Origin of the sequence: Microbacterium oleivorans (assembly GCF_013389665.1) — a bacterium.
In the GTDB taxonomy this organism is placed as follows: Bacteria; Actinomycetota; Actinomycetes; order Actinomycetales; family Microbacteriaceae; genus Microbacterium; species Microbacterium oleivorans_C.
Map to the genome: position 1 here is coordinate 1,838,321 of NZ_CP058316.1, position 18,648 is coordinate 1,856,968.

Here is an 18,648-nt window from a genome sequence, read left to right on the forward strand (position 1 = left end):
GACCCGCCGGCGGATGACGCTGCGTGACGGGGTGTGAAGCCGGGTGTCGGGGTCTTCCGCTGTGTGACGGGGGCGCGCGCCGGCCGAGCCCATGGTCGCGAGCCTGGGACGCATGCCTCTTCTCCGCACCCGTCCCCGCGCGCTCCCGACCGTGCTCCTCGCCGGCGTGGCCGCCGGCACCCTCCTCCTCTCCGCCTGCAGCTCGACCACCGCCGGCACGAGTCCCTCGCCGTCCGGCGAGCCGGTCTCGGGCGGCACGCTGACCTTCGCGATCTCCGTCGACAGCCAGTGCATCGACCCGCAGCAGGTCGGCAACAACGACGCGATCGCGATCGCCCGCCAGACCGTGGCCTCGCTGACGACGCAGGATGCCGAGACGGGCGAGATCCTGCCGTGGCTCGCCGAGGACTACGAGGTCAACGCCGACGCGACGAGCTTCACGTTCACGCTGCGCGACGGCGCGACCTACGCCGACGGCGCGCCGATCGACGCCGCCTCGGTGAAGACGAACTTCGAGGCCATCCAGGCGCTCGGCGCGAAGGCCCCGCTCGGGTCGTCGTACCTCGCCGACCTCGCGAGCATCGACGTGGTCGACGACGACACCGTGACGATCACGTTCTCGCGCCCGAGCGCGCAGTTCCTGCAGGCGACCTCGACCTTCAGCCTCGGCCTGCTCTCGCCCGCCACCGCCGCGGTGAGCCAGGCCGACCGCTGCCTCGGCGACTACATCGGCTCGGGCCCGTTCTCGGTCGAGAGCTACACGCCCAACCAGGGCGCGACCCTCGTGCGCCGCGAGGGCTATGCCTGGGGCCCCTCGACCAACGAGCACACCGGCGAGGCGTATCTCGACGCGATCGAGTACGTCGTGGTGCCCGAGGCCGGCAACCGCACCGGCAGCCTGCAGTCGGGGCAGATCGACGCCACGACCGGCATCTCGGCGACCGACGCCGTGCTCTTCGAGGGCGACGGCTTCTGGAGCGAGAACCGCGCCAACCCCGGCGTCGTCTACAACCTCTACGCGAACCAGTCGACGCCCAAGCTCGCCGACCCCGACGTGCGCCTGGCGATCCAGAAGGGCATCGACCGCGAGGAGATCACCGCGACCCTGCTCGGCCCCGACGACAAGCCGGCCGTCTCGCCGCTCGCCTCGTCGACGCCGTACTTCAGCGACCTGAGCGACGTGCTCGAGTACGACCCGGACGCCGCGGGCGAGCTGCTCGACGACGCCGGATGGGCGGTCGGTGCCGACGGTATCCGCGAGAAGGACGGCGAGAAGCTCAGCTTCCTCGTCACCTACTGGCAGTCACCCAAGGAGGTGCTCGAGCTCGTCCAGCAGCAGCTGCGCGAGATCGGCGTCGACCTGCAGCTGAAGTTCGCCAGCATCGCCGACTCGCAGGCGGCGTCGGCCGACGGCACCTACGACTTCGTCTACGGCAACTTGACCCGCTCCGACCCCGACGTGCTGCGCACCGTCTTCACAGCCGACAACCCGACCGGCAACACCCGTCGCACGACGCGCACCGCCGTCGACGACCTGCTCGACGAGCAGTCGGCGATCACGGATGCCGCCGAGCGTCAGACCGTCGTCGACGAGGCGGCACGCGCGCTCGTCACCGAGGGGATCGCCATCCCGATCTACGAGCTGTCGACCACCATCACCGCGGCCTCGAAGGTGCGGGGGCTGACGTTCGAGGCGTCGAGCCGGCTCGACTTCTTCGACGCCTGGATCGCCGAGTAAGCGCGTCGAACGGACGGGGGACGGATCATCATGTGGCTCACCTACATCGCGCGACGCGTCGGGCAGGGACTGGTCGTGCTCTGGGCGGCGTACACGATCTCGTTCCTCGTCCTCTACCTGCTCCCGGGCGACGCCGCGGCGTTGTTCGCGGGCGGTGCCGACCAGGAAGCGGTCGACCCCGAGCTGGTGGCGCGGTTGCGCGCCGAGCTCGGGCTCGATCGTCCCCTGTGGGAGCAGTACCTCACGGCGCTCGGGCGGGCGCTCGTCGGCGACTTCGGCACCTCGACGCAGACCGGGCGCCCCGCCGCCGACCTGCTCGGCGAGGCGCTGCCTCCGACGCTCGCCCTGACCGGCTTCGCATTCGTCCTGTCGATCGCCCTCGGCGCGGTCCTCGCCCTCGCGGCCTCGCTCACGCGCACCACGTGGCTGCGCAACCTGCTGTTCTCGCTTCCGCCGATCGGCGTCTCCATCCCGGTGTTCTGGATCGGCCTCCTGCTGCTGCAGGCGTTCTCGTTCCAGCTGCGCCTGTTCCCGGCGATGGGCGACGACGGCTTCGTGAGCCTCGTGCTGCCCGCCGTGACGATCGCGATCCCCTCGGGGGCGTTCATCGCCCAGCTGCTCTCGCGCAGCCTGCGCTCGACCCTCGCGCAGCCCTACGTCGAGGTCGTCCGCGCGAAGGGCGCCGGCGAGGCCCGCGTGCAGTTCGGTCACGCGCTGCGCAACGCCGTCATCCCGACCCTCACGATGGGCGGCGTCCTCGTGGGCGGGCTGCTCTCGGGCGCCGTCGTGACCGAGACCGTCTTCTCGCGGCTGGGCATCGGGCGCCTGGTGGTGACCGCCGTGAACAACCGCGACGTGCCGGTCGTGCAGATCGTGGTGGTGTTCGCCGCCCTCGTCTTCGTCGTAGCCAACCTGCTCGTCGATCTCGTCTACCCGCTCGTCGACCGTCGCATCACGCTCGCGCGCACGGCGTTCGTCGCCGCCTGAGCCGGAGGAATCATGGCCATCACCCTCGACGCCCCCATCCGTCCCGCGGAGCCGATCGCACCCGAGCCATCCGGCGGCCCGCGGAGAAGCCATGCCCGCACGGCGCGGACACGCGCCGCACGCGGCATCCGTTCGATCCTCCGCCAGCCCACGCTCGTGCTCGCCGTCGCGGTGCTCGCCCTGGTCGTGCTGTGGGCCGTGGCGCCGACCTGGTTCACGACGTGGGATCCGATCGAGGGGGTGGCGCGCGACCGGCTGCAGCCGCCGTCGACCGAGCACGTGTTCGGCACCGACAACCTCGGCCGGGACCTCTTCGCCCGGGTCGTGCACGGCTCGGCCACGTCGCTCGCCGCGACGAGCGTCGCGGTCGTCGTCGGGCTCACGGTGGGCTCGGTGTTCGGGCTGCTCGCCGGCTTCCTGCGCGGTCTCGTCGACGACGCGATCATGCGCTTCATGGACGTTCTCCTGGCCATCCCGAGCCTGCTGCTCTCGCTCGCCCTCATCACGGCTCTCGGCTTCGGGACGATCAACGTCGCGATCGCGGTCGGGCTCGCGAGCGTCGCGTCGTTCTCCCGCGTGATGCGCGCCGAGGTGCTGCAGGTCGCGACGGCGGTGTACGTCGAGGCCGCCCGCGTCTCGGGGGTGCGGTGGTACACGATCCTCGCCCGCCACGTGCTGCCGAACGCGTCGGGACCGGTCGTCGCCCTGGCCGCACTGGAGTTCGGCGTCATGGTGCTGGCTATCTCGTCGCTGTCGTTCCTCGGATTCGGGGCACCGCCGCCGACGCCCGAGTGGGGGTCGCTCGTGTCGGGCGGCCGCGACTACCTCGCTGTGGCCTGGTGGCTGACGACGCTCCCCGGGCTCGTGATCGTCGCCGTCGTGCTCTCGGCCAACCGCATCTCACGCGCTCTCGAACGCAACGGAGGAACCCGATGACCGCTCAGCCCGCCCCCCTGCTCGAGGTCGATGGACTGGGCGTCTCCTACGTGGTCGACGGTGAGACGCGGCCCGCGGTGACGGACGTCTCGTTCTCGGTCGATCGCGGAGAGGTCGTCGCCATCGTCGGCGAGTCCGGATCGGGCAAGAGCACGACCGCGCACGCCGTCATCCACCTGCTGGCACGCAACGCTCGCGTCGACGCCGGCACCGTCCGCCTCGACGGTGAGGACATCACCGGGCTCTCGCCGCGGGCATGGCGCGAGGTGCGCGGCCGCAGGATCGGTCTGATCCCGCAGGATCCGGGCACGAGCCTGAACCCGGTGAAGCGCGTGGGCCGGCAGGTCGGCGAGCCGCTCGTGATCCACGGGCTCGCATCGCGCCGCGCTGCCGACCGGCAGGCGGTCGAACTGCTCGGGCTCGCCGGCATCCCCGAGCCCGAGGCGCGGGCGCAGCAGTTTCCGCACCAGTTCTCGGGCGGAATGCGGCAGCGCGCTCTCATCGCCGCGGCGCTCGCGGCCGAGCCGCAGCTCGTGATCGCCGACGAGCCTACGAGCGCCCTCGATGTGACGGTGCAGAAGCAGATCCTCGACCACATCGACACGCTCGCCGACACCCTCGGCACGGCGGTGCTGCTCATCACGCACGATCTCGGCGTGGCCGCCGACCGCGCCGACCGGATCATCGTGATGCAGCACGGACGCATCGTCGAGCAGGGACCGGCGAGCGCCGTGCTCGCGGACCCGCAGCATCCGTATACGCGTGCGCTCATCGCCGCGGCGCCGGGCCTGCGGGCCGGGAGACCGGCGCCGCAGGTCGACGAGCGGACGGAGCGGAACGAGGAGCGAGCGGTCGAGGAGCACGTGCCGCTCCTCGAGGTGACCCGGCTGCGCAAGGAGTTCACCCTCCCGGGGCGACGCCGTCTCGTCGCGGTCGACGACGTGTCGTTCACGGTCGGGCGGGCCGAGACCCTCGCCGTCGTGGGCGAGTCAGGTTCGGGCAAGAGCACCACCGCCCGGCTCGCGCTGCGGCTCGAGCAGCCGACGGCGGGCGGCATCCGCTTCGACGGGGTCGATCTCGTCACCGCCGGACGCGAGCGATTGCGCTCGCTCCGTCGCCGGTTCCAGCTCGTCTACCAGAGCCCGTACGCGTCGCTCGACCCGCGGTTCACGATCGCGGACGTCATCGACGAGCCGCTGCGCGCGTTCGGTGTCGGCGACCGCGCCGCCCGAGCCTCCCGCGTGCGCGAGCTGCTCGATCGCGTCGCGCTCCCCGCCGACACCGCCCGCCGCCGACCCGCCGAGCTGTCGGGCGGGCAGCGCCAGCGCGTCGCGATCGCCCGCGCCCTGGCGACCGACCCCGACCTCGTCGTCCTCGACGAGGCGGTCTCGGCGCTCGACGTCTCGGTGCAGGCGCAGATCCTCGACCTGCTCGTCGAACTGCAGCAGCAGCTGAGGGTGTCCTACCTCTTCATCAGTCACGACCTCGCCGTCGTCCGCGAGATCTCCGACCGCGTCGCGGTGATGCAGAAGGGCCGCGTGGTCGAGCAGGGGCGGACGGCAGAGGTGCTGACGCGGCCACGCGAGGAGTACACGCGCCGCCTCATCGACGCCATCCCCGGGCGCGCCCGCGAGGCCGCCGCATGAGCGGCGCGCCGGGTCTCGCCGAGCAGACGACCGAGCTGCTGCAGCAGCTGATCCGCAACGCCGCGGTCAACGACGGCACCCCCGACTCGGGGCAGGAATGGCGGCAAGTGCGCACGTTGCAGGAGTTCTTCGCCGGCTCCGGCCTCGAGGGCGTCGTCGTCGAGCCGCATCCGGGACGTCAGTCGCTGATCGTGAGGATCGAGGGCACCGATCCCGGCGCACCCTCGCTCGCGCTCGTCGGGCACACGGACGTCGTTCCGGTGGAGCCGGCGGGATGGGAACGCGATCCGTTCGCCGCCGAGATCGTCGACGGCGTGCTGTGGGGGCGGGGAGCGATCGACATGCTGAACCTCACCGCGGCCTATGCCGTCGTCACGCGCGCGCTCGCGACGAGCGGGTTCCGTCCCCGCGGCGACCTCGTCTTCGCGGCGGTCGCCGACGAGGAGAGCGGCAGCAGGTTCGGCGTCGGCTGGCTCACCGAGCACCGGCTCGACCTGATCGACGCCGACTACGTCCTGACCGAGTCGGGCGGCGCGCACGCCGGCTCGACACCCTCGCTCGGCGTCATGGTCGGAGAGAAGGGCGGAGCCGGGCGGCTGCTGCGGGCACGGGGCGTGCCGGGCCACGGCTCCGCGCCGTGGGGGGCCCGGAACGCCGGCGTGGTCGCCGCCGAGGCGGTGACGCGGCTCGCGCGCTTCCGCGGCCGCACGGTCATCACGCCGCAGTGGCGCGCCTACGCCGAGGCCCTCGACCTCGACCCCGACGTGAGCGCGGCGGTCACCGACCCTGCCCGGTTCTTCGAGGGCGTCGATGCGCTCGGCGAGCTCAACGGGTTCGCGCACGCCTCGACCCATACGACCATCTCGCCGAACGTGATGCGCGCGGGCGAGAAGGCCAACGTCATCCCCGGCGAGGCGACCGTGCAGCTCGACATCCGCATCCTGCCGGGCGTGACGCGCGACGACGTGCAGGGCTACCTGCGCGAGGCACTCGGCGATCTGCTCGAGCACATCGAGATCGAGGGCGACTGGTTCGGCGAGTCGACGATCTCGCCGACGGACACCCCGCTGTTCGCGGCGCTCGGAAGCGCCGTGCGCCGGGCCTACCCGGGCGCGGAGCTGCTCCCGATGCTCGGCATCGGCGGCACCGATGGCCGGTTCTACCGACGCCGCGGCATCCCGGCCTATGGGTTCGGCGTGCTCAGCGAGCGCTGGGACTACGGCACCTTCCGGCGGCTCTTCCACGGCCACGACGAGCGCATCGACCTCGCCTCGCTCGACCTCACCGTCCACGCGCTCGACCACGTCGTGCGCACCTTCCACGATCAGGAGAACACATGAGCACGACGATCGACGACAGCATCCCCGGAGGCACCATCGACCGCGCCGCCTTCGGTCGCGACTGGGAGAGCTGGCACCGCGAGCACGAGGCGCGACGCGCCGACGCGCACGGGTTCCTCGCGGTGACGGGGCTGCACTGGCTCGGCGACACAGCCGTCACGCTGCCCGACGCACCCGGCACGTGGACGCTCGGACCAGACGGGCCGGTGGTGAGCCTGGCCGAGGGCGAGACGCTCGACCTCGCCGGCGAGACGCTGAGCGGCGAGTACGCCTTCGGCGAGATCCCCGAGCGCGGCGGCGTGAGCCTCGGCTTCACGGACGGCGACGTCGCCGGAGTGGTGGAGCTCGCGCAGCGAGGCGGCCACACCATCGTGCGCCCGCGGCGGGCCGACCATCCCTTCCTGGCCGCGTACACCGGGACGCCCACGTACGTCCCGAACCCGCGCTGGCGCGTGGCGGCACGGTTCCGCGCGTTCGACGCTCCTCGCCCGACGGCCGTGGGGGCGGCCGTCGACGGTCTCACGCACGTGTACGACGCTCCCGGCGTGCTCGAGTTCGAGTGGCGCGGTGAGACCTTCTCGCTGACCGCCTTCCCCGGACACGGTGCCCCGGGCAGCCTCCTCGTCCTGTTCACCGACGCGACGAGCGGGATCACGACGTACGCAGCCAACCGTTCGGTCTCGGTCGCCGCGCCCGATGCCGACGGAGCGACGGTCATCGACTTCAACCGCGCCGTCAACCTGCCGTGCGCGTACACCGATCACGCGACGTGCCCGCTGCCGCCGTCCGAGAACCGGCTCCCGATCGGGATCGAGGCGGGCGAGAAGACCCCTCTCGCGCGCGTGATCGCCGGCGCGGAGGTGTCGCCGTGAAGTTCCAACTGCTCGACATCGTCCCCTATCGCCCCGACCCGATCACGGGACGCCAGGTATCGCCGGCCGACCGGTTCGCCGAGACCGTCGAGCAGGCGGTCCGAGCCGAGGAGTGGGGGCTCGACGCCGTCGCCGTGGGCGAACGCCACGCGGGCCACTTCATCTCGTCGTCGCCGACCGTGCTCCTCGCGGCGATCGCGGCGCGCACAACCCGCATCCGCTTGAACTCGGGTGTCACGGTGCTGTCGGTCCTCGACCCCGTGCGCGTCGCCGAGGACTACGCGACGATCGATCAGCTCTCGCGCGGACGCCTCGACATCACGATCGGGAAGGGCAACGAAGTCGCTCAGTTCCCGCTCTTCGGCCTCGACATCGACGATCAGTGGGAGCTGCTGGCCGACAAGTACGCGCTCCTGCGCGAGCTCTGGCGTCGGACGGATGTGACCTGGGCGGGCTCGCCGTACACGCGATCGCTGGCGGGCGTCACGACGCTCCCCCGCCCGTTCGCGGGAGCGCCACGCGTCTGGCACGGGTCCGCCACCACGCTGTTCTCCGCAGCGTTGGCCGCGCAGTACGGCGATCCGCTGTTCAGCGCGAACGCCATCCAGCCGCTCGAGAACTACGGCGTGCTCGTCGACCACTACCGTGCCGAGTTCGCCCGGCACGGGCACGATCCCCGCGGTGCCTTCGTCGGCGCGGGGTCGGGTGCGCTCTTCATCGCCGACACGACCCAGGAGGCCGTCGCGGCGTACGGCCCGGTGTACAACGCACTGGTCGCGGCGACGAACGTGCCGGGCAACAACACCCCGTTCCGCGACATCGAGCACGCCGTCGCCGAGGGCCCGGCGCTCGTGGGCACACCGCAGCAGGTGATCGACAAGATCGCCCGCTTCCACGGCCGGCTGCGGCACGACCTGCAGTCCATCAGCCTGCCCACCACGGTGCCGTTCGCCCGCCAGCTCGACATCCTGCACCGCTTCGCCACGGAGGTCGCGCCGGTGCTGCGCCGCGAGCTGCCGACGACCCTGTGGACCGACCTCGACCCCGCTTCGGATCGGGCGGGGGCCGCCGTCGGGAACGATCCCGTCACCGTGCCCGCGTGAAGCCGCGCGCGGCGCTGTGGGCCTGCCTCGCGGCCGGCTTCGCGACGCTGTTCGACGCGACCGTCATCACATACGCGGCGCCGGACGTCGCGGCATCCCTCCACGCGTCGACCGCCGGCGTGCAGTGGCTGCTCGCGTCGTTCTCGCTCACCTTCGGCCTGGGGCTGATCCCCTCCGGCCTGCTGGTCGCGGCCCGGTTCGTTCAGGGTCTCGGGGCCGGTGTCATCAGCGCGCAGGTGCTGGGCACGATCCAAGACCTGTTCACCGGTGCGGCCCGGTTGCGGGCGCTCGGCGCGTACACGGCGACAGGCGCCCTCGCAGGGCTGCTCGGGCCGGTCGCGGCGGCTCTCGTGTCGGATGCCGCGTCGCCAGGCGGCGCCTGGCGCATCGTGCTGCTGATGCCCCTGCCGTTCGTGCTCGCGGCGCTCGCGCTCGGGGCGCGCGGGCTTCCCGGGCCGGTCCGCGAGGCCCGCCCCGAGAGGCGCCGCGTCGCCCTGGACCTTCCCGGCATCGCACTGCTCTGCGCGATCGTGGTGGCCGTGACCCTGCCCGTCGTCGAGCCCGGTCTGTCGGGCGGCGCCGGCATCGGGATCGCGGCCGCCGCCGGCGTGCTGTCGCTGGCACTCGTCGGATGGGAGCGTCACTACGGCCGGCAGGGACGGCTCCCCCTCTTCGCGCCCGACCTCGTGCGCTCGCGCGGCTTCGTCGCGGGCAACGTCTCGGCGCTGCTGTGGTTCGGCAGCGGAATGGCCTTCGCCTCGGCGGTGACCCTGTACTTCCTGCAGCGCCCCGGGCTGACGCCCCTCGCGATCGACCTGCTCTTCGCTCCGGGTGCGGTGTCCAGACTCGTGGCCTCCTTGCTGAGCCAGCATGTGTTCGCCCGGATCGGCACGACGACCGTGTCCCTTGGACTGACGATCCAGCTGCTGCTGTTCGCGACGTTCACGGTCGTCACACCTCTCGTCGGCGACAGCGCGCTGCTCATGATCGCGGCGGCGGCGCAGATCGGCCTCGGGTTCGCCGGCGGTCTCGTCGAACCGCCGATCCGGGCGCTCACGCTGGCGTTCGCGTCGCCGCGCCTGCACGGCGTCGCGGCATCCTTCCTGCAGCTCACGCAACGGCTCGCGGCGACGTTTCTCGTCGCCCTCACCACCGGCATCCTGCTCACCGCCAGCGGTCAGGCTACGGCCGGCTCGCTGCAGACAGCGGTCGCGGTCTGCTTCGTCGCGAGCGCACTGTCGCTCGCGGCGGCGCTCCATCCCGCGCTCCGCGGTCCGGCCGTGACGCCTCACCGTTCCGCCCTCGCCCCCTGATCCCCGCATCAGCCCGTCGACTCACCAGGAACGGCGGATGCGACGAAGCCGGGATCCGCCGTTCTGTGGCGAGTCGACGCCGGGGGTAGGAAGAAGGCAGGGCGGTCAGGCGCTGACGGTGACGAGGACGCGCTGCCAGCCGCTCGAGCCGTCGGGTGCGATGGGAGCGCGCTCCTCGACCTGCGTGTCGCCGTTCTTGTTGACGGCGCGCACCTCGACGTAGTGGGTTCCGGCCTCGGCCTGCCACTCGAGCACCCACTGCACCCAGGTGTCGGCATTGATCGGAGTCGAGAGCGTGGCGGCCTGCCAGTCGCCGTCGTCGATGCGCACCTCGACGCGGTCGATGCCGACCGTCTGCGCCCACGCCATGCCGGCGACGGCGACGGTCCCCGCTGCGACGGGGGTTCCGGTCCGCGGGGTGTCGATGCGGGACGAGAACTTGATCGGCGCCTCCGCCGCGTAGCCGCGCGGGGTCCAGTACGCCTCGTCGGCCTCGAACGTGGTGACCTTGAGCTCGGTGACCCACTTGGTCGCCGAGACGTAGCCATACAGCCCGGGCACCACCATGCGCACCGGGAAGCCGTGCTCGAGCGGCAGCGGCTCACCGTTCATCGCGACGGCGAAGATGGCGTCGCGAGAGTCGTCGGTGAGAGCCTCGAGCGGAGTGGACGCCGTGTAGCCGTCGACGCTCGTCGAGAGCACCATGTCGGCACCCGACTGCGGCCCGGCCATCCGGAGGATGTCGCGGATGGGCACGCCCTGCCAGATGGCGTTGCCCACGAGGCCGCCGCCGACCTCGTTCGAGACGCAGGTCAAGGTGACGGCGTATTCGTCGAGCCCCATGCCGACGAGATCGTCGAAGCTCAGCTCGACGCGCTGGTCGACCATGCCGTCGATGACGAGCCGCCACGATGTCGGGTCGACGGAGGGCACGGTCAGAGCAGTGTCGACGCGGTAGAAGTCGGCGTTCGGGGTGATCAGCGGCGAGATGCCCTCGACGTCGAGCTCGGCGCCCTCGGGGATCGTGACGGTCGAGCGCGGCTCGGGCAGCGCGAGCTCGCGGCGGAGGGCGTCGATCGAAGCGGTCGTCGCGTTCAGCAGCCGGGCACCGACTCCGACGACGACGGCGGCGAGGCCCACGCCTCCCGTGGCCAGGAGGAACGAGCGGCGACCGAGTCCGCGCTGGCGGTCCGCGGCGGCGGGCACTGCGGCCTCCTCGTCCGCGGACGGCTTCGGACCGTCCGCCCAGCGGCGCAGGCGCGTGATGAGGAAGACCAGCACGAATGCCCCGACGAGCATGCCCACGACGGGCGGGACGAACGCGAGGGGGCTGGCGCCGGTGCGGGTGACGATCGCCGCCGTGGAGAGGACGCCCGCGATTCCGATGACGACGAGCCCGAACGGACGCGCGAAGAACTGCAGCACGCCGGCGACCGCGGCGGCGACGACGACCGCGAGGCCCAGGCTCCCCAGCAGCACGATCTTGTCGGCCTCGCCGAACGTCGCGATCGCGAACTCCTTCAGGGGCTGCGGCACGATGTCGATGACGAACGCGCCCACCGCGAGGATGGGGCTGCTCTCACGCGCGACCAGGAGCGCGATGAGTTCCGCCACGGCCAGGAACGCCGCCGCGCTGACGATGCCGGCAAGCGCGCTCCACAGGACCCAGACCCAGCGACGGGCCTTCGCGTGCTTCGCTGGTGCGGTTGATTTCGCCATCGCTGTCGCCTCTCGATCGGCAGATCACTCCTACCGTGCCTACTGTGTTCGTCACCGAACCCGCAATGGATGGAAATCTGCGCCGGACGGTGGCGCGGCGCGGGGCGGGGCGCTAGAAGGACTTCGCGAAGCAGCGGGAGAAGGCGTACTCGGTGTAGGGGGCGTAGATCGGGATGGGCGTGTAGCCGAGGCGCTCGTAGAGCACGACGGCGTCGTGCTGGCGATCGCCGGTCTGCAGGATGACGCGCGCTGCGCCGCGGTCGCGCGCGATGCGCTCGAGCTCGGCGAGCAGCACCCGGCTGGCCCCCAGCCCTCGGGCCCGAGGGTGCACGAAGACCCGCTTGATCTCGAGGTCGCGGGTGCCGTCGTGCGCGAGGTCTCGCAGCGCGCCGTGGCCGACGGCCGTGCCCGCGGCATCCGTCACGAGCACGGTCGCGACGATCGTCGACGGGTCGACCGCGAAAGCGCGGGCCGAGCGGGCTGCTGCCTCCGGATCGGCGTCCTCGAAGCGGTCGGCGTACCGCGGCCCGACCTCGCGGTCCATCTCGGCGCGGAGCGCGCCGGCGCGCGGGTCGTCGTAGTCGACCTCCTCGAGCAGCCACGTCGGCGCCGGGCCCGCGGCGGCGGGTTCCGCGCTCTGTGCGGGGTCGAGGTCGTAACCGAAAGAGAGCAGCTCGATGAAGCGGCCGGGCTCGACCTCGATCGTGCCCTCGCGGTCGTGCAGGCGTTGGAATCCGAGCTTCGCGTACAGCGCGTGCGCCGCCGTCATCTCGGGGCCGCTGTTCATCACGACCCGGTGCGATCCGCGCTCGCGGGCGAGGTCGATGACATGGCGGGTGAGCGCCTCGCCGATGCCTCGCCCGCGGGCTTCCGGGGCGACCGCGAGCTGGCGGAAGTCGGTTTCGCCGGACAGCGCCACCGCGGCCAGCGGGCGGTGCGGGCGCGAGACCCAGACCGTGCCGAGGATCTCGCCGCCGCCGTCGACCGCTACCCAAACGTCGCCCTGCCGCACGCGCGTCGCCACGTCGCGCAGCGATGAGAGGTAGCCGTCCGACAGGCCGGCATAGCTGTGCTCATAGGCTCGCGCGGTGAGGTCGCCGGCACGCTCGAACTCCTCGGTTCGGACCAGGCGGATGGTGACGGCTGTCGCGGTTGTGGTCACTGCTCGACGCTACCTCTCGACGGGACGGAGTCGCTCCGCGGCTCACGACTTCGGCAGGCCCGGAGGGTTGATCTCGCTCTTCTCGACGCGCTCGGACTCGAGCCCCCACGTCTCGAGCACCTCGTCGTACTGCCCGCCCTCGATGATGGCGTTCAGGGCGATCGACACCGGTTCGATCAGTCCGTTGCCCTTCGCCGTCGCGGCGGCGATGTTCGCGGTCTGGGGCCAGCCGCCGGGTACGAGCCCCACGAGCTTCGTGTCGCCGGTCTCACGGGCCGACCAGGCAGAGGTCGCGTTGGGGCCGAACGTCGCGTCGACACGGCCGGACTGGAGCGCGAGAACGGCTGCGGCGTTGTCGTCGTAGTACTGCAGCTCGGCCGGCGCCTCGCCGGCGGCTTCGAGCTCCTCGTTCCACGCCAGCAACACCTGCTCCTGGTTGGTGCCCGAGCCGACGACGATCTTCAGCCCGGAGATGTCGGCAGCCGCCTCGATCTTGTCGATGTCGCTGTCGGCCTTCACGTAGAAGCCGAGCAGATCTTCGCGGTAGCTCGCGAAATCGTAGAGCTCCTTGCGCTCCTCGGTCACCGTGACGTTGGAGGCGATCAGGTCGTACTTGCCCGACTGGATGCCGAGAGGCCAGTCGGCCCACGCCACGACGACCGGGTTGTACTCGAGGCCGAGCGCCTCGGCGACGAGCGAGCCGATGTTGGGCTCGGTGCCGGCGGCCTCGGTCTCGCCCTCGGGGATGTAGCCGAGGGGCGGGAGGTAGGCCGAGTGGGCGACGGTGAGCTTCCCGGCCTCGACAGGGGTGAACCCGCTCGCCTCGAGGGCAGCGACGGCCTCGGCGACGGGCTCGTCGAGGTGCACCCAGTGGATGTCGTCGGTCGCGACGTTCGCGGTCGTGGCCGCCGGGGCGGCGGCTTCGGCCTCGGCGGGCCGGTTGAGGTTCACCGCGGTGACGATGCCGCCGACGATCGCGGCGACCGCGACGACGCCGAGTCCGGCGGCGATGCCCTGCTTCTTGCTGATGGCCATGCTGTGGATCTCTCTCGAAAAGGTGGGGTGCGGGTGGAGTGGAAAAGGGGGAAAGCTCAGGCGAGGACCTTGGCGAGGAACTCCTGCACACGCGGATGCTTCGGAGTCACCAGCACCTCGGCGGGCGGGCCCTGCTCGATGACCCGGCCGCCGTCGAGGAAGACGACGCGGTCGGCGACCTCGCGGGCGAAGCCGATCTCGTGGGTCACGATGATGAGCGTCGTTCCGAGCTGGGCGAGGTCGCGGATGACGTCGAGCACCTCGCCCACGAGCTCGGGGTCGAGCGCGCTCGTCGGCTCGTCGAACAGGATCACCTTCGGCTTCAGCGCCAGCGCCCGCGCGATCGCGACGCGCTGCTGCTGCCCGCCCGAGAGCTGCCGCGGGTAGTGACCGGCCTTGTCGCCGAGCCCGACCCGGTCGAGGAGGCCGAGGGCGAGATCGCGAGCGTCGTCCTTCGACAGGCGGCCGAGGGCGACGGGCGCCTCGGTGACGTTCTCGAGCGCCGTGAGGTGCGGGAAGAGGTTGAAGTTCTGGAAGACGATGCCGATCTGGGTGCGGCGTTCGAGCACCGCTTTCTCGCGCAGTTCGTAGAGCTTTCCGTTCCGCTGCTCGTATCCGATGAGCTCGCCGTCGACGGTGACCGAGCCGCGGTCGACCGTCTCGAGATGGTTGATAGTGCGCAGGAGCGTGGACTTGCCCGAGCCGCTGGCGCCGAGGATCGCGACGACCTCGCCCGGCTCGACGGTGAGGTCGATGCCGCCGAGCACCTCGACACCGCCGTAGCTCTTGTGCACGTTGTGGATCTCGACGAGGCCGCGGGTCATGATTCTCCTCCGGGGGTGGCACGCGTGCTGACCGGTGGCGCATCGGCCCCCGCGAGCGGGTGGGGTGCAGGCGCGTCGTCGCCCAGCCGCGCCCACTGCACCGCGATCCAGTGACGCGCCTTCTGCAGCGGGGTCGGCGGCAGCACCCGCACCGCGCCGCGGGCGTAGTGCCGCTCGATGTAGTACTGCAGGATGCTGAGGACGGTGGTGATGATCGTGTACCAGACCACCGCGACGAGCAGCAGCGGGATGACGCGACTGTTGCGGTTGTAGATCACCTGCACCGCGTAGAACAGCTCGGGGATGGCGATGACGAACAGCACCGAGGTCCCTTTGACGAGCCCGATGACCTCGTTGGTCGCGTTGGGGATGATCGATCGCATCGCCTGCGGCAGAACGATCCGGCTGAGTCGGCGGCGCGGCGGGATGCCGAGGGCGGCGGCCGCCTCGAGCTGGCCCTGGTCGACCGACAGCAGACCGCCGCGGATGATCTCGGCGGAGTATGCCGCCTGGTGGAGGCTCAGGCCGAGCACGCCCGCCGCGAAGGCGCTGATGAGCTGGACCGTGGGGAACTCCACGATCCAGAAGTCGGTCGTGAAGGGGGTGCCGAGTCCGAGCGTCGGGTACAGGTAGCCGAGGTTGTACCAGACGACCAGCTGCACGACCAGGGGGACCGAGCGGAAGAACCAGATGAAGCCCCACGCGGCGGCGTTCAGCAGCGGCGACTTGGCGAGCCGTGCGAGCGCGAGCACGGTGCCGAGCAGGAATCCGATCGTCGCCGAGACGGCGGTGTAGACCAGGGTGAGGCCCAGACCCTGCAGCACCGGGTCGGAGAAGAAGTACTGCGCGAAGTAGTCCCACTCGTAGTTCTCGTTCGTCACGAGCGACCACACGAACTGGGCCACGACGAACACGACGATCGCGGCGATGGCCCACCGGAACCAGTGCTTGGTGCGGACGACCGGAATGTCGCTCAGGTCGACGCGTGACAGCGATGGAGCGGTGACGGCGTCGTCACCGGCTCGATCGACGCGCGGGACGGTGTCGGTCATGGCGGATCTCCTCGCGAGCGGTGGGGTGCAGCGGATCGACCGACAGTAAGAGGATTCGGATGCTCCGGGCGCGGGCGCTCCACACATGCCGAAATGCACCGAGATACGCCGTAACACGGGGGCCGCGGGGCCGGTGGCCGCGCTACGGGCGGGGCTCTCGCCGGGAAGTCAGGCGAGAGCCCGCTGGATGAGTTGGATGGCGTCGCGAAGCACCCCGCGCGCCAACAGGCCGCCCACTGTCAGCGGCCCGGCGTGGTCGGAGCCGACCGCGGGCAACCGGCTGAGCACCGCTCGGGAGCGCGGCGTCAGCGAGGCGAGCTGCCAGGAGACCTCGGTGTCGAAGGATCCGGGCGTCTCGAGCTCGCGAGCTTTCGCTGCGTAGGCGGCGGCACCCGCTCAGCACAGCCAGCCGCCCACTCGGCGACGCAGCGCCGATCGGACTCGTCGAGAGACTGCGGGGAGAGCACGACTCATCGTCCCACTCGGGGAGCACACCGAACAGTGGCGGCATCAGGGGCGGGCTCAACGGGTCGAAAAACTCAGAAGGGTGGTGGCGCGTCCGGTGGTGCACCGGCGCCTCGGCCGGGTGGACCGGGTGGACGTGGTGGGGCGGCAAGTTCTGGTGTGAAGCAGACCGCGGGGATGGGGACGTCTTCGCGGTAGACCCGCCCGAGGGGTGAGGTCCACACGAGCACCCCGCCCCCGATCTGCCGGACCTGCCATTTCGTGAATTGCTTCATGGAGTGGTGTCGTTGGCAGAGGTGGGCGAGGTTGAAGATGTGGGTGTGACCGCCCAGGGCGTGGTCGATGGTGTGGTCGATCTCGCAGCGGATCGCCGCTCTGCGGCATCCGGGGAACCGGCAGTGCTGGTCGCGGGTCTGCAGCAGTCGCCGCATCGCGGGCAATGGCCGGTAGGCGTCGGTCTCGACCGGGGTGCGGGTGACCGGGTCGATGAACATCCGGTCCCATGTCGCCGTCTGTCCGGCGAGTTCCCGGACCGTGTCGGCGTCGACCAGTCCGGTGCCGATCGCTTCTGCGGGGTGTTCGTCGTTGCCGGTGAGGGTGTCGGCGGTGATCACGACCTGCACTTTCGCGCGGATCGCCCCGAGGGCGCCACGCCCGTCCACCCCGGTGGTGGGGTCGATGACGGGTGCACCGCCGAGGACGAGGTCGGAGAGCACGTCCGCGCGGAGCTGATCCATCGTCCGGGTGTCGGGCGCCTCGGCAGTACCCTCGCGTGCGGCATCCAGTGCACCCGGACCCGCGCCCGCGGCATCCATCGCTCCCACATCCACGCCCGCGGCATCCACTGCACCCGCATCCGCGCCTACGGCATCCGCTCTCGCGTCCTTCACGGACTGCGCCATCTGCGTCAACCGGTCGTAGATCCCCGCGGCGATCACCATCGGGATCGTCGCCGACAGATCCGCCATCCCGTCGTGGCCCGGTGACAACCGCACGCACCGCCCGGCCGCGGCCTCCCGGTGCCGCTCGGTGAACGATCGGGGGTGCATCCGCTCCGCCAGGTTCTGCAACGCCCCGGCGACGCGTGTCGCGATGTCCCGCCCGCAAACGACGACCGCGGCCTGATCGAACTGCGGCCGTACCTCCTCTGGCACCACCCGCCCGGCCTTCACGACAACATCGACGTGCTCCCGGGTGACGAGGCGCTGCTCCCACGCCGCGAACATCGCGGGGTAGTCGTCGACGACCGTCATCGCGTGATCGATCTCCGATTGCACCCGCCGATCCCCACGCCGCGCGATCCCCGCCGCCTCCGCAGCGACCGACCGCAACTCCATGTCGGAGGCCATGCCCCGCACCCCGCCGCGATGCGCCTCGCGCAGCGCCGACCGCCCCAGCTCAGCCAGGGCTCGCACCGAAGCGATCTCCGCAACGTGCGCCAGAGCGAGCGCATCCACGAACCCGGCGATCGCGACGGCGTGGGGCGACCCACCCGCAGCCTCGCCACTTTCGATTTGGTTCGCTTGCATGTTCCCATTTTCGCAGGCTACGACGCGATGCGAGTAGTACATGTGTACCTTTCTGCAAAGGTCGCCAAGAGGGCGGTCTGGGGAGGAATCGCCGCACGCCGCACGCCGCACACCGCGCCGCACCGCACGCCGCACCACACCGTGCACGCGCGCAGTCCCCACCCGCGAATCAGGGAACGCGCACCCCCGTGAAGATCGTCCGCCGGCGCAGCTCGAAGCCGAGCTTCTCGTAGCCCGCGATCGCATTCACGTTCGACGCGGCTGCGTGCATCAGCGCACGGCCTCCGCGCTGCTGGATGTGGAAGGCGATGTCGAGCACGAGGCGGGATGCGAGCCCTCGCCGGCGATAGGCCTCGTCGGTGGCCACGGCGCTGATCTCGGTCCAGTCGCCGGGGCGGAGGCGCTCTCCGGCCATGGCGACGAGCCGTCCCTCGTGACGGATGCCGATGTAGCGACCGAGCAGGTGGGTGCGCGGTCGGAACGGGCCCGGGCGGTTCCGTTCGACGAGCGCGAGCATGTCTGCGACATCCGCTTCGCCGAGCTCCACCGCTTCGTCGTCCGGACGCGGGTGCAGCCGGTCGGTCTCGACGAGCTGCACGCCCGCCCCGCGGAACGTCTCGGCCCACCCGGGGGGAAGCTCCGGCGGGGGCGTGGTCGAGCCAGCCGCCCCGCCCTCGGCACCACCCGCGGGCTCGGCGGAGCTGATGCTGAACTCGTTGCCCGAGCCCACGACCGCTCTGAGCGAATCCCACACGGCCGGGTCCCCCCAGGTGCGGACGCCCACGAATCCCGCGACGTCGTCGGGATACCGGCGGACCAGGTCATCGCCGATCGCCAGGTGCGCGTGCGCGCCGACGAGGGAGTGCCAGGCGGCGTTGTCGCGCACGTCGGCGCCGTCGCGGACCGGGGAGGTGGTGATGGTCATGG

General features: G+C 71.4%; 15 protein-coding genes. 8 read left to right on the plus strand and 7 right to left on the minus strand.

Going from position 1 to position 18,648, the window contains the following annotated elements:
* Nucleotides 1–112 precede the first annotated feature (112 nt).
* From HW566_RS08740 to HW566_RS08775, 8 genes are read left to right on the plus strand one after another with little or no spacing between them, the layout of a single operon-like run.
* A complete protein-coding gene (locus HW566_RS08740; protein ID WP_178012126.1) occupies nucleotides 113–1,738 on the plus strand; it encodes an ABC transporter substrate-binding protein in 1,626 nt (541 codons plus the stop codon).
* 30 nt (nucleotides 1,739–1,768) lie between these two features.
* On the plus strand, nucleotides 1,769–2,725 hold the full coding sequence (locus tag HW566_RS08745; RefSeq protein ID WP_178012128.1) for an ABC transporter permease: 957 nt from the start codon (nucleotides 1,769–1,771) through the stop codon (nucleotides 2,723–2,725).
* A gap of 12 nt (nucleotides 2,726–2,737) precedes the next feature.
* Entirely contained in the window at nucleotides 2,738–3,661 is a 924-nt protein-coding gene (locus HW566_RS08750) for an ABC transporter permease (protein WP_178012130.1), read from the plus strand.
* The gene (locus HW566_RS08755) at nucleotides 3,658–5,307 is read left to right on the plus strand and encodes a dipeptide ABC transporter ATP-binding protein (protein WP_178012131.1); all 1,650 of its coding nucleotides are present in this window, start codon (nucleotides 3,658–3,660) and stop codon (nucleotides 5,305–5,307) included. The genes HW566_RS08750 and HW566_RS08755 overlap by 4 nt, the downstream gene beginning before the upstream one ends.
* Nucleotides 5,304–6,647 (plus strand): M20/M25/M40 family metallo-hydrolase, encoded by a 1,344-nt coding sequence (locus HW566_RS08760; RefSeq protein ID WP_178012132.1) that lies wholly within the window; start codon nucleotides 5,304–5,306, stop codon nucleotides 6,645–6,647. Before HW566_RS08755 ends, HW566_RS08760 begins: the two co-directional genes overlap by 4 nt.
* Entirely contained in the window at nucleotides 6,644–7,519 is an 876-nt protein-coding gene (locus HW566_RS08765; RefSeq protein ID WP_178012134.1) for a DUF1684 domain-containing protein, read from the plus strand. Before HW566_RS08760 ends, HW566_RS08765 begins: the two co-directional genes overlap by 4 nt.
* Complete coding sequence (locus HW566_RS08770) at nucleotides 7,516–8,622, plus strand: LLM class flavin-dependent oxidoreductase (protein ID WP_178012136.1); 1,107 nt, start codon at nucleotides 7,516–7,518, stop codon at nucleotides 8,620–8,622. Before HW566_RS08765 ends, HW566_RS08770 begins: the two co-directional genes overlap by 4 nt.
* Nucleotides 8,619–9,935, plus strand: a complete 1,317-nt coding sequence (locus HW566_RS08775; RefSeq protein ID WP_178012138.1) for an MFS transporter — start codon at nucleotides 8,619–8,621, stop codon at nucleotides 9,933–9,935. The genes HW566_RS08770 and HW566_RS08775 overlap by 4 nt, the downstream gene beginning before the upstream one ends.
* A 105-nt stretch (nucleotides 9,936–10,040) precedes the next feature.
* On the opposite strand, the gene HW566_RS08780 is transcribed toward HW566_RS08775, so the two are convergent.
* From HW566_RS08780 to HW566_RS08815, 7 genes are all read right to left on the minus strand, one after another.
* Nucleotides 10,041–11,654 (minus strand): molybdopterin-dependent oxidoreductase, encoded by a 1,614-nt coding sequence (locus HW566_RS08780; protein WP_178012140.1) that lies wholly within the window; start codon nucleotides 11,652–11,654, stop codon nucleotides 10,041–10,043.
* 112 nt (nucleotides 11,655–11,766) lie between these two features.
* A complete protein-coding gene (locus HW566_RS16090) occupies nucleotides 11,767–12,816 on the minus strand; it encodes a GNAT family N-acetyltransferase (protein ID WP_256728644.1) in 1,050 nt (349 codons plus the stop codon).
* 42 nt (nucleotides 12,817–12,858) lie between these two features.
* A complete protein-coding gene (locus HW566_RS08795; RefSeq protein ID WP_178012141.1) occupies nucleotides 12,859–13,851 on the minus strand; it encodes an ABC transporter substrate-binding protein in 993 nt (330 codons plus the stop codon).
* A 56-nt stretch (nucleotides 13,852–13,907) separates the two neighbouring features.
* Nucleotides 13,908–14,675 carry an amino acid ABC transporter ATP-binding protein gene (locus HW566_RS08800; protein ID WP_178012143.1) on the minus strand — a complete coding sequence of 256 codons (768 nt, stop codon included), beginning with the start codon at nucleotides 14,673–14,675 and terminating at the stop codon, nucleotides 13,908–13,910.
* Entirely contained in the window at nucleotides 14,672–15,727 is a 1,056-nt protein-coding gene (locus tag HW566_RS08805; RefSeq protein WP_178012145.1) for an amino acid ABC transporter permease, read from the minus strand. Before HW566_RS08805 ends, HW566_RS08800 begins: the two co-directional genes overlap by 4 nt.
* A 539-nt stretch (nucleotides 15,728–16,266) precedes the next feature.
* Complete coding sequence (locus HW566_RS08810) at nucleotides 16,267–17,721, minus strand: HNH endonuclease signature motif containing protein (RefSeq protein ID WP_178012147.1); 1,455 nt, start codon at nucleotides 17,719–17,721, stop codon at nucleotides 16,267–16,269.
* 169 nt (nucleotides 17,722–17,890) lie between these two features.
* Complete coding sequence (locus tag HW566_RS08815) at nucleotides 17,891–18,646, minus strand: GNAT family N-acetyltransferase (RefSeq protein WP_178012149.1); 756 nt, start codon at nucleotides 18,644–18,646, stop codon at nucleotides 17,891–17,893.
* Between the last annotated feature and the right edge of the window lie 2 nt (nucleotides 18,647–18,648).

Coding starts and splice junctions, on each gene's coding strand:
- HW566_RS08740 (WP_178012126.1), top strand. CDS start 113: ATGCCTCTTCTCCGCACCCGTCCCCGCGCGCTCCCGACCGTGCTCCTC.
- HW566_RS08745 (WP_178012128.1), top strand. CDS start 1,769: ATGTGGCTCACCTACATCGCGCGACGCGTCGGGCAGGGACTGGTCGTG.
- HW566_RS08755 (WP_178012131.1), top strand. CDS start 3,658: ATGACCGCTCAGCCCGCCCCCCTGCTCGAGGTCGATGGACTGGGCGTC.
- HW566_RS08805 (WP_178012145.1), bottom strand. CDS start 15,727: ATGACCGACACCGTCCCGCGCGTCGATCGAGCCGGTGACGACGCCGTC.
- HW566_RS08760 (WP_178012132.1), top strand. CDS start 5,304: ATGAGCGGCGCGCCGGGTCTCGCCGAGCAGACGACCGAGCTGCTGCAG.
- HW566_RS08810 (WP_178012147.1), bottom strand. CDS start 17,721: ATGCAAGCGAACCAAATCGAAAGTGGCGAGGCTGCGGGTGGGTCGCCC.
- HW566_RS08780 (WP_178012140.1), bottom strand. CDS start 11,654: ATGGCGAAATCAACCGCACCAGCGAAGCACGCGAAGGCCCGTCGCTGG.
- HW566_RS08815 (WP_178012149.1), bottom strand. CDS start 18,646: ATGACCATCACCACCTCCCCGGTCCGCGACGGCGCCGACGTGCGCGAC.
- HW566_RS08800 (WP_178012143.1), bottom strand. CDS start 14,675: ATGACCCGCGGCCTCGTCGAGATCCACAACGTGCACAAGAGCTACGGC.
- HW566_RS08795 (WP_178012141.1), bottom strand. CDS start 13,851: ATGGCCATCAGCAAGAAGCAGGGCATCGCCGCCGGACTCGGCGTCGTC.
- HW566_RS08765 (WP_178012134.1), top strand. CDS start 6,644: ATGAGCACGACGATCGACGACAGCATCCCCGGAGGCACCATCGACCGC.
- HW566_RS08750 (WP_178012130.1), top strand. CDS start 2,738: ATGGCCATCACCCTCGACGCCCCCATCCGTCCCGCGGAGCCGATCGCA.